The organism is Paraburkholderia sp. D15, assembly GCF_029910215.1.
Classification (GTDB): domain Bacteria; phylum Pseudomonadota; class Gammaproteobacteria; order Burkholderiales; family Burkholderiaceae; genus Paraburkholderia.
In genome coordinates this window covers 557,531-573,185 of sequence record NZ_CP110395.1, presented here as the reverse complement: position 1 = coordinate 573,185, position 15,655 = coordinate 557,531, and the positions used below count along the sequence as shown (strand labels likewise).

Below are 15,655 nucleotides of genomic sequence, written 5' to 3'. Positions count from 1 at the left end.
GCCGACCCGCTCGACAGAACTACACGCCGTACTGCCATTCCGGAAACCGAAATGAGTGCTTTCACCGTCATTCTGAGCATCTGGGCCATGGTTGCCCTCTGCGCGATCCTGTTCATTCGCGGCGCCACGGCGCGCGTCGAGCGTCCGTCCGCCCAATCGTCCGCCGCACGTCAGAAACGCTCGGCGCGCTTTTCGATCGCTGAATAAAAAACGGCCGGTGGCGGAGCATGAGTTGCTCCGCCACCGGCCGCTTCGTTTCGGGCTTTCCGGCTTTCCGGCTTTCCGGCCGAAAAATAAACCCGCTTACGAAAACGCCCGGAAATCCGGCTTGCGCTTCTCGAAGAACGCCTTGAACGCCTCGCGCGCTTCCGGCGCCAGCAGCATCTTCGCGAAATGCACCGCTTCTTCCGACATCCGCGTCTGCAATTCCTGCTGGCTCGCCTTCTTCATCAAGCTCTTCGTCACGCGCAACGACGAAGCCGGCAGCGCGGCTAGCTTGGCGGCTTGCGCGGCGGCGAACGCCTCCACCTCAGCGGCCGGCAGCACGCGATTCACGAAACCCATGCGATGCGCTTCGACGACGTCGAACGCCTCGCCGAGCAGCAGTTTTTCCGCCGCCGCCTGATAGCCGCCGATGCGCTGCAACAGCAGGCTCGACGCCGCTTCCGGGCACAGTCCGAGTTGCGTGAACGGTAGCGAGAAGCTGGCCGAATCGGCCGCGTAGACCAGATCGCAGTGCAGCAGCAGCGTCGTGCCGATACCCACCGCCGGCCCCGCCACCGACGCCACCAGCGGCTTTTCCGCCGAACTGATCGCGCGCAGGAACTGGAACACCGGCGCGTCCTCGCCGACCGGCGGCGTCTTCATGAAGTCTTCGAGATCGTTGCCGGCGCTGAAAATGCCCGCGCTGCCGCGAATCAGGATCGCGCGCACCGACGCGTCGCCCTGCGCCTCGACCAGCGCATCGGCCATGGTTTGATACATCGCGGCCGTGATCGCGTTTTTGCGCTCGGGCCGGGTGAAGGCAATCGTCAGCACGCCGTCGGCGCGCTCGATCAGAATATCCGTCGTCATCTCCTGCTTCTCCTCGTGATCCTGCTGAGAATGTAAAAAACGGTCCGCAAGCCGCCTGGCCTGCGAACCGTTCCTCGGTCCTTAAGGGGTGCCCATGGGGACCAGAGCGAACACCGGGGTCGCCGGCCCTAACACGGGGTGGGCCACGGGACGCGCCGCACTCACAGACGTTCGATGATGCCCGCCGCGCCCATGCCGGTGCCGACGCACATCGTCACCATGCCGTACTTGTAATTGCGGCGGCGCAGACCATGCACCACCGTCGACGCACGAATCGCGCCCGTCGCGCCGAGCGGGTGGCCGAGCGCGATCGCGCCGCCGAGCGGGTTGATCTTCGCCGGGTCCAGACCGAGGTCCTGAATCACCGCCAGCGATTGCGCGGCGAACGCTTCGTTCAGTTCGATCCAATCGATGTCGTCGAGCTTCAGGCCGGCGGCCTTCAGCGCGGCCGGAATCGCTTCCTTCGGACCGATGCCCATGATTTCCGGCGGCACGCCGCGCACCGCGAAGCTGACGAAACGCGCGAGCGGCGTCAGGTTGAACTCCTTCAGCACCTTTTCCGACACGACGATCAACGCGCCCGCGCCGTCCGACGTCTGCGAGCTGTTGCCGGCGGTCACCGAACCCTTGTTCGCGAACACCGCACGCAGCTTCGCGAGGCCTTCCAGCGAGGTTTCCGCGCGCGGGCCTTCGTCGAGCGACACTTCACGCGTCTTGACCTTCACTTCGCCGGTGGCGAGATCGGGGAAGCGCTCGGTGATCGTGTAGGCGGCGATTTCGTCGTTGAACTCGCCGGCCTGTTGCGCGGCGATCGCGCGGCGGTGCGATTCGACCGAGAACTGGTCCTGCGCTTCGCGGCTGATCTTCCAGCGCTCGGCCACCTTCTCCGCCGTCAGGCCCATGCCGTAAGCGATGCCGAAGTCTTCGCCACGATCGAAGATGTGCGGCGACATCGACGGCTTGTTGCCCATCATCGGCACCATGCTCATCGATTCGCAGCCGCCGGCGATCATCGCTTCCGATTCGCCGACGCGGATGCGGTCCGCCGCCATCGCGAGCGCGGTCAGGCCGGAGGCGCAGAAGCGGTTGACCGTGACGCCGCCGACGGTGTTCGGCAGGCCGGCCAGCAGCGCGCCCATGCGGGCGACGTTCAGGCCTTGTTCCGCTTCCGGAATCGCGCAGCCGATGATCGCATCTTCGATCAGTTTGGTGTCGAGGCCGGGCACTTGCGCCACGGCCGACTTGATCGCGTGCACCAGCAGTTCGTCGGGGCGCGTGTTCTTGAACATCCCGCGCGGCGCCTTGCCGATCGGCGTGCGGCTCGCGGCGACGATGTATGCGTCTTGCAATTGCTTTGCCATTTGAAGCTCCTTTGTCGATCAGAGTTAGCGCTTTAGCGCTTACTCTGATCCCATGCAGTCTTATCGCGGTCGATCAGAGTTAGCGCTTTAGCGCTTACTCTGATCCCATGCAGTCTTATCGCGGTCGATCAGAGTTAGCGCTTCAGCGCTTACTCTGATCCCATGCATATTTATGCGTAAGCCCGTCGCTTTAGTTGCGCACCGGCTTGCCGGTTTGCAGCATGCCCATGATCCGTTCCTGCGTCTTCTGCGTGCCGAGCAGCTCGACGAACGCACGACGCTCGAGTTGCAGCAGCCACTCTTCGTCGACCAGGCTGCCCGCTTCGACATCGCCGCCGCACACCGCTTCCGCGATGCGGCTCGCGATCAGGAAATCGTGCTCGCTGATAAAGCGGCCGTCGCGCATGTTGACCAGCGACGCCTTGATGGTCGAGATCGCCGAGCGCCCCGCCACCGGCACCTGCGCGGCGCGCAACGGCGGACGATAGCCCGCCGCGGACAATGCGCGCGCTTCCTTCTTCGCGACGTCGAGCAGTTCGAACACGTTGAAGACGATGGTGTCGGACGGCTTCAGGTAACCCATCGCGCGGGCGTCGAGCGCCGAGCTCGACACCTTCGCCATCGCCGCGTTTTCGAACGACTTCTGCACGAACTTCAGCAGATCGCTGGTCGCGCCGGCCTGCGTCGCCGCTTCCGCCGCGCGCAGCGCCGCTTCCTTCAGACCGCCGCCGGCCGGCACCAGACCCACGCCGACTTCGACCAGACCGAAATAGCTTTCGACATGCGCCACGCGCTTCGCGCTATGCAGCGCCAGTTCGCAACCCCCGCCGAGCGCGATGCCCGACACGGCCGCGATCACCGGCACGCTCGCGTACTTCACGCGCAGCATGCCCTGCTGGAACTTCTTCACGAACGGCTCGATCCCCTTCGCGCCGCCCATCATGAACGCGGGCATCGCCTCTTCGAGGTTGGCGCCGGCGGAGAACGGGCCGCCCGGCGTGCCGAGCTTCAGCGACGTCGGCTGCCATACCACGAGGCCCTTGTAGTCCTTCTCGGCCAGCTCGATCGCCTGCGTCAAACCATCGATCACCGACGGTCCGATCGTATTCATCTTGCTCTTGAACGACACGATCAACACGTCGTTCTCGCCCGCGCGATCGTCGACCCATGCGCGCACGGCATCCGTTTCGAACAGCGTCTTGCCGTAGGTCTTCGGATCGGCCGAAGTCTCGCCGACCAGCGGCGCGCGGAACACCTGCTTGTCATACACGCCGAGCGACGAGCGCGGCACGAACGTCTTCGACGCCGGCGACCACGAACCTTCGTTGGTATGCACGCCGCTCTGTTCAGCAACCGGGCCTTCCAGCACCCACGACGGCAGCGGCACGTTCGACAGCGCCTTGCCCGCCGCGATATCTTCCTGAACCCATTCGGCGACCTGCTTCCAGCCGGCCGTCTGCCAGCCTTCGAACGGACCTTCGTTCCAGCCGAAGCCCCAGCGGATCGCGAGGTCGACGTCGCGCGCGTTATCGGCGATCGACTCCAGATGCACGCCGATGTAGTGATACACGTCGCGGAAAATCGCCCACAGGAACTGCGCCTGCGGATGCTCGGATTCGCGCAGCAGCTTCAGACGCTCCGCCGCCGGACGCTTCAGAATCCGGCCCACCAGTTCGTCCGCCTTCGCGCCGCCGTCCACGTACTCGCCGGTCTTCGCGTCGAGCACCTTGATCGCCTTGCCTTCCTTCTTGTAGAAGCCGCCGCCGGTCTTCTGGCCGAGCGCGCCCTTCTTCACCAGTTCGGCAAGCACGGCCGGCGTTTCGTAGACCGGGAAGAACGGGTCGTCCTTCAGCGTGTCCTGCATGGTCTTGATGACGTGCGCCATCGTGTCCAGACCGACCACGTCCGCCGTGCGGAACGTCGCCGACTTCGCGCGGCCCAGGCGCGCGCCGGTCAGGTCGTCCACTTCGTCGAAACGCAGGCCGAATTTCGCGGCTTCGGTCACGACCGCGAGGATCGAGAAAATACCGACGCGGTTCGCGATGAAGTTCGGCGTGTCCTTCGCGCGCACGACGCCCTTGCCGACCACGCTCGTCAGGAACGTTTCGAGTTGATCGAGAATCTCCGGACGCGTGGTCGCGGTCGGGATCAACTCGACCAGATGCATGTAGCGCGGCGGGTTGAAGAAGTGCACGCCGCAGAAGCGCGCCTTCAGTTCATCCGGGAAACCTTCCGACAGCGCGGTGATCGACAGACCCGACGTGTTGGTCGCGAAAATCGCGTTCGGTGCGAGATGCGGCGCGACCTTCTTGTACAGGTCGTGCTTCCAGTCCATCCGCTCGGCGATCGCTTCGATCACGAGGTCGCACTCGGCGAGCTTCGCGATGTCGTCGTCGTAATTGGCGGGCTGGATGTATTGCGCGTCGTCCTTCACGCCGAACGGCGCCGGCGACAGCTTCTTCAGGTTCTCGATCGCCTTCAGCGCGATCGCGTTCTTCGGGCCTTCCTTTGCGGGCAGGTCGAACAGCAGCACGGGCACCTTGGCGTTGATCAGGTGCGCGGCGATCTGCGCGCCCATCACGCCGGCGCCGAGCACGGCTACCTTGCGAATGATCAGATTGCTCACGTCGTTCCTCCGGGGAGTTATGCGATGTCGCGAAGGTGCGGAGACACTTCGCGATGTGTGGCTGAATGGGTAGCTGATACAGGCGCCGCGAGCGATGTCACGCGCGGCGCCTGCCGTGATGTGGCTTTAGAACAGCGCTTCGTCGACTTCCATCAGCGACTTCGAACCGGCGCGCGCCTGACGGATCGTCATGGCGGTTTCCGGCAGCAGCTTCGCGAAGTAGAAGCGCGCGGTGGCCAGCTTGGCCTTGTAGAACGGATCGCCCGAGGCTTCCTTGTCCAGCGCGATACGCGCCATGCGGGCCCAGAAGTACGAGAACACCAGGTGACCGACGGTCCGCAGATACGGCACGGCGGCGGCGCCGACTTCGTCCGGGTTCTGCATCGCCTTCATGCCGATTTCCATCGTCAGCTTCTGCACCTTTTCACCGATGTCGGCGAGCGGGTTGATGAACTCCTGCATTTCCGGCTTGATGCCTTCGGCTTCGACGAAGTCCGACACCAGCTTGCCGAATTTCTTCATCTTCGCGCCCATGTCGCCGAGGATCTTGCGGCCCAGCAGGTCGAGCGCCTGAATCGCGTTGGTGCCTTCGTAGATCATGTTGATACGCGCGTCGCGCACGTATTGCTCCATGCCCCACTCGGCGATGAAGCCGTGGCCGCCGTAGATCTGCATCGCGTGGTTGGTGCTTTCGAACGCGTTGTCCGACAGGAATGCCTTCAGGATCGGCGTGAGCAGCGCGACGAGGTCGGCGGCGTCCTTACGGACCGATTCGTCGCCGTGCGACAGTTCCTTGTCGATGTGCAGCGCGGACCAGTACGAGAATGCGCGGGCCGCTTCGGCGTAGGCGCGCTGCGTGAGCAGCATGCGGCGCACGTCCGGATGCACGATGATCGGATCGGCCGCTTTTTCCGGCGCCTTCGGGCCGGTCAGCGAACGCATCTGCAGTCGCTCTTTCGCGTACGTCAGCGAGTTCTGGTAACCGATTTCGGTCAGACCGAGGCTCTGCATACCGACGCCCAGACGCGCGGCATTCATCATCACGAACATCGCGTTCAAGCCCTTGTTCGGCTCGCCGACCAGCCAGCCGGTCGCGTTGTCGAGATTGATCACGCAGGTCGCGTTACCGTGAATGCCCATCTTGTGTTCGATGGAACCGCACTTCACGCCGTTGCGCGCGCCCGGCTCGCCGGCTTCGTTCGGAATGAACTTCGGCACGATGAACAGCGAAATGCCCTTGGTGCCGTTCGGTGCGCCCGGCAGACGCGCGAGCACCAGGTGAACGATGTTCTCCGCGAGATCGTGTTCGCCGCTGGAGATGAAAATCTTGGTGCCGCTGATCGCGTACGAGCCGTCGCTGTTCGGTTCGGCCTTGGTGCGCAGAATGCCGAGGTCGGTGCCGCAATGCGGTTCGGTCAGACACATCGTGCCGGTCCACACGCCGGCGACGAGCTTCGGCAGATACGCCTGCTGCAACGCCGGCGTGCCGTGCGCGTGCAGACATTCGTACGCGCCGTGCGACAGACCCGGGTACATGGTCCACGCCTGATTCGCCGAGTTCAGCATTTCGTACAGCGCGTTGTTGACGAACGCGGGCAGACCCTGGCCGCCGTATTCCGGATCGCAGCCCAGTGCGGGCCAGCCGGCTTCGACGTATTGCCTGTAGGCTTCCTTGAAGCCCTTCGGCGTGGTCACGACGCCGTCGCCGACGTACGTGCAGCCTTCCTGGTCGCCGCTGTGATTGAGCGGGAACAGCACTTCGGAGCAGAACTTGCCGGCCTCTTCGAGCACCGCGTTGATGGTGTCGGCGTCGAGATCCGCGTGCTTCGGCATCTGCTTGATTTCGGCTTCGACGTTAAGCAGTTCGTGCAACACGAATTGCATGTCGCGCAGCGGCGCGGCGTACTGTCCCATGACTCTCTCCAAGTTTGACAAGAAGCCAGGCTGTCAGCTGGGTCCGTGTACCGAACCTTCTGCGCCGCTGAATCGTTGAGGTTCGGCGGCTCTGCTAACGGCTTTCGCTTTGATACGAAACAATCAATTTTTCCAGCGCGGCCCACGTGAGACGCACTGCATCCGGCAGATGCAGGAAGCGCGCGTCATGATGCAGACCGAGCGTGAAGCTATAGAGTTCGAACAGCATCAGTTGCGGATCGGTGTCGGCACGCAGATGCCCTTCTTCCATGGCCTGCGAAATGGCCCGCGTGAGCGCCGCACGCCAGATCGTCACGCTCGACACCAGTTGCTCACGTACCGGGTTATCCGCGCGGTCGTCGTATTCGACGGCGCCGCTGATGTAGATACAGCCGGTGGTGACTTCCTGAATGCGTTTCTCGATCCAGCGGGAAATCATCGCGCGCAAGCGCGGCAAGCCACGAGGCTCGCGCAGACTCGGGAAGAACACCTCGTCTTCGAAACGACGGTGGTACTCGCGCACGACTTCGACCTGCAAGTCCTCGCGCGACCCGAAATGCGCGAACACACCGCTTTTGCTCATCTGCATGCGCTCGGCCAGCAGCCCGATCGTCAGACCTTCCAGTCCGTCGCGGCTTGCCAGATCAAGTGCTGCTTCGAGAATCGCGGCTCGCGTTTGTTCGCCTTTTCGCATAGCTTTTTACCGTTCTAATGTGACCGAAAGAAAATCGAACGGCCGTACTATTATTGAGTGCGACCGCCCGCTAAACAAGGACTTTATTAGAAACCGGTTTCTAACCAGGTTCCAATTCTGCGGCATCCGTCAATCGGAGGAATCAGATTTTTTAGAGGCCTTTGCCTTGAGACCGAGGTTGCCAATCAAGGTGCGCACGTTCTCCGAATGCCGCAATCGGGCGACATGATGCAGCAAGTCGGGCGGAATCGAGAAGGTTTCGGTGGGGTGCGGGCGCAGGCGGGGCTCAGTTGGGTTGTTGGACGCGTGGCTGGCGGGGTTCGGGTTGTTCCTGGGTCGGGTGCCGGCGAGGCGCCGCAGCGTAGGGAAACCGTTGCAGCAAGGCGCCGGCGACGCGCGCCAGTACGTCGTCCCAGTCGCCGCGTCGCGTCTGCGTGAAGAGGCGCAGGCCGGGATACCAGGGGCTGTCGTCGCGCTCGCGCAGCCAGCGCCAGCATCCCGCGAAACGATTCAGCAGCCAGACCGGCTTGCCCATCGCGGCGGCGAGATGAGCAACCGAGGTGTCCACCGATATGACGAGGTCGAGGTTGGCGATCAGTGCGGCGGTGTCGGCGAAATCCGCGAGTTCGTCCGTCCAGTCGGTCAACGCGTTCAGCGGGTGGCGGGGGTTGGGGTGGCTAGTGGAACTGATATCGCCGCCGGCGTCTGTATCGGCACCGGCGTCGGCGCGTTTGGCGGGGTCGTCGGCCTTTTGCAGACTGATCCAGTGGAGGTGCGGCAGCGTCAGCAACGGCGCGATCTGGGTGAAGCTCAGGCTGCGCAGACGGTCGACCGCGATGCCGGAATGGCCGCCGGCCCAGACCACGCCGATGCGCGGCCGCTGCGCATTGGGCAATGCATCGAGCCGCGCGCGCCAGGCAGCGGTTTGCCGGGCATCGGCATGCAGATACGGCAGTTCGTCCGGAATCGTGTCGAGGCGCGTCCGGAACGCCATCGGCAGGGACATCAGCGGGCAATGGCAGTCCCAGTCGCTCAGATCGGCAGGCGTCGCGTCGAGCAGCGCAAGGTTCGGCCCACGCGCGCCTCCCAGCGACTGTTCGTATAAACGGCGCAAAGGCGGCGGACACACGTAGCCGACCCGGTCGAAACGCGCCAGCAAGAGCGGCAGGTAGCGGACGAACTGCAGACTGTCGCCGAAGCCTTGTTCATCGAGGACGAGCAGATTGTTGGCGGATGCGGATGCGGTCGATGCATCGCCGTCGGTCGCGCGACGCTCGCCGTGCCATCGCGGCAACGGCACCTGCACCGGCACGCGGGCCGGTCGTCCGTCGACATGCTTGAAGCTGATCCAGCGGTCTTCGAAATACGGCCATGCTTCTTCGTAACGACCGGCGGCGAGCAGCGCCATCGCCAGATTGTTTCGCGCGACGAGGTTGGTCGGCGACAGTTCGAGCGCCCGACGGTAGTGCCGCTCGGCTTGGTCCAACGCGCCGAGGTCCGCGTGGATGCGGCCGAGGTTGTTTTGCGCGGACGAATTCGACGGCTCGAGTTCGAGCGTGCGACGGTAGCTGATGGCCGCTTCGTCGAGCCGCTCGTGATGCTGCAGCGTCAACGCGAGGTTGTAGTGCAGCACCGCGAAGTTGGGTTCAAGCGCGAGGCCCTGGCGAAGACTGTCGATCGCTGCCACGTAGTTGCCGAGGCTGAGATGGATCGCGTAGAGCGTGTTGTAGAGAATCGGCTCCGGCTTGATCCGGATCGCGCGGTCGAGCCACGTCAGGGCACTTGTTGCATCGCCGGATGCGTACGCGCGCAGACCCTTCAAATGAAGCGCGCCGACGTGCGCCAGGTCGTGCTGGAGGATTTGGTCGGCGAGACTGTCGGCATCGTCGAAGCGGCCCGCCTGATAGGCCGCGAGGGCGAGGTCGTGGAGGTTCGACGGATCGTCGGATTGGGTGGCTGACGTGATGAGCAAATGGCGTCTCCGTGACGCGGCCGGTTTGCTCGCCGTGAGCGCGTATCGAACCGGCTGCTGGGCTGGAAGGGAAGCGGGACCGATGCGATCGCGGCGACGCATTTCACACGACTGGCCGCCCGATTTTTATCGAGCGCAGATTATGTTGGCGGTGGCGGAGCGCGTCTGTAGGAACGGTCCGAAAGCGGGACAGATGGAGAGCCGCGCAGATGCCGCGCGAAGCGCGGGCCGCATGGCGAGCGGGCCTTCAGTCGTACCCACCCACCGTCAGCAGCTTCATCACCGCGCGATACGTCGTGTAGGCCAGCCAGTTCAGCGCGCGCTCGGCGGCCGGCCGCGCCGCGTAATGCGCTTCGTCGATCCGTCGCGAGTCCTTGAACGCGGCGAGAATCGCTTCGCGCAGCGCATCGACCGCGGGATCGTTCACCAGCACCACGTTGGCCTCGTTGTTGAGCATCAGGCTCAGCGCGTCGAGGTTCGACGAACCCACCGTCCCCCAGTTCGAATCGACCACCGCGACCTTGCCGTGCAACAGGGTCTTTTCATACTCGGCGACCTGCACGCCGGCCTTCAGCAACGAGCGGTACAGAAACGGCACCGCGTAGTCGAGCGCCTTGAACTCCTTGCGGCCGATGATCAGCTTCACCACCACGCCCCGCCGCGCCGCGAACACCAGCGCGCGCCGCAGCTTGCGCCCCGGCATGAAATACGGATTGGCCAGCAGCACTTCGCTGCGCGCCTGGCCGATCGCGCTCAGATAGGCCTTTTCGATCGCGCGACGATTGATCAGGTTGTCGCGCGCGACGAAGGCCACGCACGGCTGACCGCCCGCCCACAACGCCTCGTTCCGGCGACGGCTGCGCCGCCGCACGCTGCCGAGCGACGCCGCGCTCTTCGGCCTGAGATCCGGCTCCAGCGTGTCCAGCGGCCGATGTCCGAGCCGGATCCGCCGCCATTGCACGTCGAACGCTTCGCGCACGTCGGCCACTACCGGTCCGTGCAATTCGACCGCGAAGTCCCAGCGGCGGAAGGGTAACCGCTGACCGTCGTTCTCGTAATCGTCGACGATGTTGATGCCGCCGCAAAAGGCGAACTGATCGTCGATCACCGCCAGCTTGCGATGCGTGCGCGAGAAGCCGAACCGCCCGAACAGATGCGGGTTGTAGATGCGATGGTCGATGCCGGCAAGCGGCCACTCGTCGAACATCGGCAGACGCGCGGTGCCGATGCCGTCGGTGATCACACGCACCCGCACGCCGCGCGCGGCGGCACGCAGCAACGCGGCGCCGATCGCCTTGCCGGCGTCGTCATGACAGAAGATGTAGGTTTCGAGCACGACGTCGCGCTGCGCCGCGTCGATACGCGCGATCAACGCGCTGAAGAACTGCTCGCCGGAGCGCAGCAGCTGGACGTCGTTGCCGGCGGTGAAGCGGTAGCGCTGCCAATAGCGGCGGCCGAGCAGCGATTGCCGCAGTCGGGCGAAACGGCGCGCGCCGCCGACGCTCACCGGCTACGCTCGCCGGCATGCGCGCCAGCGTCCGAACGTGCGCCGAGGCGGCGAGGCAATTGCAGAATCGCATCCGCATTCGACGACGAAAAACATCGCGACGCCGCTTCCTCGTACGGCAACCACACGAACGCGATGTGCTCGCGCGGCGCGAGCGTCACCTCGACCGGCTCGGGCACCTGCACGCTGAACCAGTGTTCGGTGTTGTGGATCACACCGTCCGCATAGCGATAGCGGAACTCCGGGTAAATCTCGTATTCGATCGAATAGCGCCAGTCGAACAGCGCGTCACGCGGCACGCGCGCGCCGCCGATCACGATGCCGGTTTCCTCGGCGACTTCGCGCGTCGCGGTCTCGGCGAGCGGCTCGTCGAGCCGGTCCTTCGAGCCCGTCACCGATTGCCAGAAACCGGCATGATCGGCGCGCTCGATCAGCAGCACCTCGAGCGCGGGCGTATGAATGACGACGAGTACGGATTGCGGAATTTTCGGCGGTTTCGGCATGGTGGGGCAACGAGGCGCAAGGTTTGCGCGAGACATGTCGGATGACGGTCGAAAGCTGTTGCTGCGACTGTAACGCAAAAAAGCAGAAAGGCGCGTCACGGCGTGAACGCGCCTTTCAGGTTCGTCTTTCAGGACTCGACTTGATTCGCGGCGGGCGACGCCCCGCCGCTTCGGCCCATCCTGCCGGCGCTCGCGCGCCTGCCCGCTTACGCCTTCGGTTCCGGCGTACGCAGACGGATGTGCAACTCGCGCAACTGGCGCTCGTCCACTTCGCTCGGCGCCTGCGTGAGCAGACACTGTGCGCGTTGCGTCTTCGGGAACGCGATCACGTCGCGGATCGAATCGGCGCCGGCCATCATCGTGACGATGCGGTCCAGACCGAAGGCGATACCGCCGTGCGGCGGCGCGCCGTATTGCAGCGCGTCGAGCAGGAAGCCGAACTTGGCCTGCGCTTCTTCCGCGTTGATCTTCAGCGCGCGGAACACCTTGCTCTGCACTTCCTCGCGGTGAATCCGCACCGAACCGCCGCCGATTTCCCAGCCGTTGAGCACCATGTCGTACGCCTTCGCGAGGCAGCGCGCCGGATCCGTTTCCAGATATTCGAGGTGCTCGTCCTTCGGGCTCGTGAACGGGTGATGCGCGGCGACGTAGCGGTTGTCTTCCTCGTCGTATTCGAACATCGGGAAGTCGACCACCCACAGCGGCTTCCAGCCCGATTCGACCAGACCGTTCGCCTTGCCGAACTCCGAATGGCCGATCTTCAGACGCAGCGCGCCCAGGCTGTCGTTCACCACCTTCGCGCGATCCGCCGCGAAGAAGATGATGTCGCCATCTTGCGCGCCGGTGCGCTCGATGATCGCCTTGACCGCCTCGTCGTGCAGGTTCTTGACGATCGGGCTTTGCAGACCGTCACGGCCCTTCGCGACTTCGTTGACCTTGATCCACGCCAGACCCTTCGCGCCGTAGATGCGCACGAATTCCGTGTAGCTGTCGATATCGCCACGCGACAGCTCGCCGCCCTTCGGCACGCGGATCGCCGCGACGCGGCCGTCCTTCGTGTTGGCCGGCGTGCTGAACACCTTGAAGTCGACGTCCTTGACCGCATCGGTCAGGTCCGTGAATTCGAGCTTCACGCGCAGGTCGGGCTTGTCCGAACCGAAGCGACGCATGGCTTCCGAATACAGCATGACCGGGAATTTCTCGTCAAGCGAAACGCCGATCGTTTCCTTGAACACGTGACGGATCATCGCTTCGAACAGATCGCGGATTTCCTGTTCGTCGAGGAACGAGGTTTCGCAGTCGATCTGCGTGAATTCCGGCTGACGGTCGGCGCGCAGGTCTTCGTCGCGGAAGCACTTGACGATCTGGTAGTAGCGATCGAAGTTCGCGACCATCAGCAACTGCTTGAACAGCTGCGGCGATTGCGGCAGCGCGAAGAACTGGCCCGGGTTCGTACGCGACGGCACGAGGTAGTCGCGCGCGCCTTCCGGCGTGCTCTTGGTCAGCATCGGCGTTTCGATGTCGATGAAGCCCAGCGAGTCGAGATACTTGCGCGCTTCGATCGACACGCGGTAACGCAGACGCAGGTTGTGCTGCATCTGCGGACGGCGCAGATCGAGCACGCGATGCGTGAGGCGCGTGGTTTCCGACAGATTGTCGTCGTCGAGCTGGAACGGCGGCGTGATCGACGCGTTCAGCACGATCAGCTCGTGGCACAGCACTTCAATCTTGCCGCTCTTCAGCGCGGCATTGGTCGTGCCTTCCGGACGGCTGCGCACCACGCCCTTGATCTGCAGGCAGAACTCGTTGCGCACGCCTTCGGCGGCCTTGAACATCTCCGCGCGGTCCGGGTCGCAAACGACCTGAACGAGGCCTTCGCGATCGCGCAGGTCGATGAAGATGACGCCGCCATGGTCGCGGCGGCGGCTCACCCAGCCGCACAGCGAAACAGTTTGGCCCAGCCGTTCTTCGGTCACCAGACCGCAGTATTCAGTTCTCATCGACATGATGTTTGTCTTTCGTTATGCATTGGTTGGACGGCGTGCGGCGTTGGAAGCCGCGCGCCGGCATTACAGCGGAGGCTCGACAGTCGTGCGGCGCACCGGCGCCGGAGGAGCGGACGGCGCCACGACGCCCATCGAGACGATGTACTTGAGCGCCGCGTCGACCGTCATGTCGAGTTCGATCACTTCGCTCCTGGGCACCATCAGGAAGAAGCCGGACGTGGGGTTCGGCGTAGTCGGCACGTACACGCTGACGTAATCTTCTTTCAGGTGATTGACCACGTCGCCGCCCGGAATGCCGGTCAGAAACGCGATCGTATAGGAACCGCGGCGCGGATATTCGATCAGCAGCGCCTTGCGGAACGCATTGCCGCTGCTCGACAGCAAGGTATCCGACACCTGCTTGACGCTGGTGTAGATCGGGCCGACCACCGGAATGTGCGCGACCACGACTTCCCACCACTTCACGAGCTTCTGCCCGATGAAGTTCTGCGTCAACAGCCCGACGACAAAGATGAACGCGAGCGTGAGTACCGCGCCGAGGCCCGGCAGGCGGAAGCCGAGCGCGCGTTCCGGCTGCCACGAACTGGGCAGCAGCAACAGCGTCTGGTCCATCGTGCCGATGATCAGGCCGAGCACCCACAGCGTGATGGCCAGAGGCACCAGCACCAGCAGGCCAGTCAGGAACACCGATTTGAGCGTCGTTTTTTTCGTCGTCATGTGTACCGCCAGAAGGCCGCGCGGACCGAAGCCCGCAACGCGGCGTATGCGCCGCCCGTTAAGGCGGCCGTGCTGCTAGGCGCTGCCGGAACCGTTCGAGCTCGCCGGTGCCGCCGGGGCGGCGGCAGGCGTGGCCGGAGTCGCGGCTGCGTTCGATGAAGCGGCGGACGCGCCGTCCGCCGAAGCCGTGCCGCCATTCGCGGCGCCGCTACCGGCGGCCGCATTGTCGCCATTCGCCGCGCCATTGGCGTCGGGCTTGGCCGGCGCGCTGGCGCCGCTGTTACCGCCGCGGAAGTCGGTGACGTACCAGCCTGAACCCTTCAACTGGAAACCCGCTGCGGTGACCTGTTTGCGAAACGTGTCTTTCCCGCACTCGGGACACTGCGTCAACTGGGGGTCGCTCATCTTCTGAAGCACGTCCTTCCCGAAGCCGCATGACTCGCAACGATACGCGTAGATCGGCATGATCTTTTCCCTACTGAAATCTAGTAAACGCTTGCAAAGCCTTGAATTATAGCCGCAAACGATGTCGCTCCCGCGGAATTGAAGGACGCGCGCCCGATGCAGCCGCCGTCCGCGCAAATGGGGACGGTGAGGGTCGAATCAAGTGCGCGCCTCAGATCCGGCGCGAGCGCGCGTGGCCCGCCTTCAGCCGCGGCGGCGCCAGGTCATCCAGCGCTCGCGCCCGGCGAAGATCGGAATCGAATCGGTTACGGCCTCGTCTTCGATCAGCTCGAAATCCGGCGCGAGCAGCGCGTCGAGTTCGGACCGTTCGATGCCGAACGGCGGCCCTTTCGGCGTCGCGCCGAGGAAGAAGAAACCGGCCAGCAACGCGCCCGCCGGCAACAGTTCGGCCACGCGCCGCGCATAACCGGTGCGCATGGCCAGCGGCAGCGCGCAAAGAAAGGCCCGCTCGTAGATCCACGCGGGCGCGAACGGCGGCTCGTAGGCGAAGAAATCCGCCTGCTCGACCAGGTGTGCGTGCCGCTCGCCCAACTGCGCCGATGCGGCCGCGACGGCGGCTGGCGCGAAATCGATCGCACGCACCGGATTGCCGTGCTCGGCGAGATACAGCGCCTCGTACGCGCTACCGCAACCCGGGATCAACACCGCCGCACCCGGATGACGCGCCGCGAATGCCCGAAACGCCGACGGCACGCCCGCCTGGTCCCACGGCGTGAATCGCTGCTCGAAGCGCTCGTCCCAGAATTGCGGCGAGTTGGGGTCGCGGTTCGTGAAGTCGGGGACGGCTGGCTGGATCGGATCGCTCATCGGATACCT

At 64.4% G+C, this 15,655-nt stretch carries 13 protein-coding genes; 1 reads left to right on the top strand and 12 read right to left on the bottom strand.

From position 1 onward, the window contains the following. Window positions 1–51: 51 nt before the first annotated feature. Window positions 52–207: a hypothetical protein gene (locus LFL96_RS02480; RefSeq protein ID WP_280997651.1), complete on the top strand. Its 156-nt coding sequence runs from the start codon at window positions 52–54 to the stop codon at window positions 205–207. A gap of 96 nt (window positions 208–303) precedes the next feature. Here the strand turns inward: LFL96_RS02480 and LFL96_RS02475 are convergent, their stop codons facing one another. The 12 genes from LFL96_RS02475 to LFL96_RS02420 form a co-directional block, all read right to left on the bottom strand. After that, a complete protein-coding gene (locus LFL96_RS02475) occupies window positions 304–1,074 on the bottom strand; it encodes an enoyl-CoA hydratase (RefSeq protein WP_280997649.1) in 771 nt (256 codons plus the stop codon). A gap of 161 nt (window positions 1,075–1,235) precedes the next feature. Beyond that, the gene (locus LFL96_RS02470) at window positions 1,236–2,435 is read right to left on the bottom strand and encodes an acetyl-CoA C-acyltransferase (protein WP_280997647.1); all 1,200 of its coding nucleotides are present in this window, start codon (window positions 2,433–2,435) and stop codon (window positions 1,236–1,238) included. 190 nt (window positions 2,436–2,625) lie between these two features. Then, complete coding sequence (locus tag LFL96_RS02465; RefSeq protein ID WP_280997645.1) at window positions 2,626–5,061, bottom strand: 3-hydroxyacyl-CoA dehydrogenase/enoyl-CoA hydratase family protein; 2,436 nt, start codon at window positions 5,059–5,061, stop codon at window positions 2,626–2,628. Window positions 5,062–5,187: 126 nt separating this feature from the next. Next, window positions 5,188–6,975: an acyl-CoA dehydrogenase C-terminal domain-containing protein gene (locus LFL96_RS02460; protein WP_280997643.1), complete on the bottom strand. Its 1,788-nt coding sequence runs from the start codon at window positions 6,973–6,975 to the stop codon at window positions 5,188–5,190. A 94-nt stretch (window positions 6,976–7,069) separates the two neighbouring features. After that, window positions 7,070–7,669, bottom strand: a complete 600-nt coding sequence (locus LFL96_RS02455; RefSeq protein ID WP_091796739.1) for a TetR/AcrR family transcriptional regulator — start codon at window positions 7,667–7,669, stop codon at window positions 7,070–7,072. Between the two features lie 286 nt (window positions 7,670–7,955). Beyond that, complete coding sequence (locus LFL96_RS02450) at window positions 7,956–9,641, bottom strand: tetratricopeptide repeat-containing glycosyltransferase family protein (RefSeq protein WP_280997638.1); 1,686 nt, start codon at window positions 9,639–9,641, stop codon at window positions 7,956–7,958. 247 nt (window positions 9,642–9,888) lie between these two features. Continuing rightward, window positions 9,889–11,148 carry a cardiolipin synthase ClsB gene (gene clsB / locus LFL96_RS02445; protein ID WP_280997636.1) on the bottom strand — a complete coding sequence of 420 codons (1,260 nt, stop codon included), beginning with the start codon at window positions 11,146–11,148 and terminating at the stop codon, window positions 9,889–9,891. After that, window positions 11,145–11,651: a dihydroneopterin triphosphate diphosphatase gene (gene nudB / locus LFL96_RS02440; RefSeq protein ID WP_280997634.1), complete on the bottom strand. Its 507-nt coding sequence runs from the start codon at window positions 11,649–11,651 to the stop codon at window positions 11,145–11,147. The genes clsB and nudB overlap by 4 nt, the downstream gene beginning before the upstream one ends. 206 nt (window positions 11,652–11,857) lie before the next feature. Next, complete coding sequence (gene aspS / locus LFL96_RS02435; protein ID WP_280997632.1) at window positions 11,858–13,657, bottom strand: aspartate--tRNA ligase; 1,800 nt, start codon at window positions 13,655–13,657, stop codon at window positions 11,858–11,860. Between the two features lie 63 nt (window positions 13,658–13,720). Then, on the bottom strand, window positions 13,721–14,374 hold the full coding sequence (locus LFL96_RS02430; RefSeq protein WP_280997630.1) for a DUF502 domain-containing protein: 654 nt from the start codon (window positions 14,372–14,374) through the stop codon (window positions 13,721–13,723). Window positions 14,375–14,449: 75 nt separating this feature from the next. After that, window positions 14,450–14,839: an FmdB family zinc ribbon protein gene (locus LFL96_RS02425; protein WP_280997628.1), complete on the bottom strand. Its 390-nt coding sequence runs from the start codon at window positions 14,837–14,839 to the stop codon at window positions 14,450–14,452. 183 nt (window positions 14,840–15,022) lie between these two features. Then, entirely contained in the window at window positions 15,023–15,646 is a 624-nt protein-coding gene (locus LFL96_RS02420; RefSeq protein ID WP_280997626.1) for a thiopurine S-methyltransferase, read from the bottom strand. Window positions 15,647–15,655 lie beyond the last annotated feature (9 nt).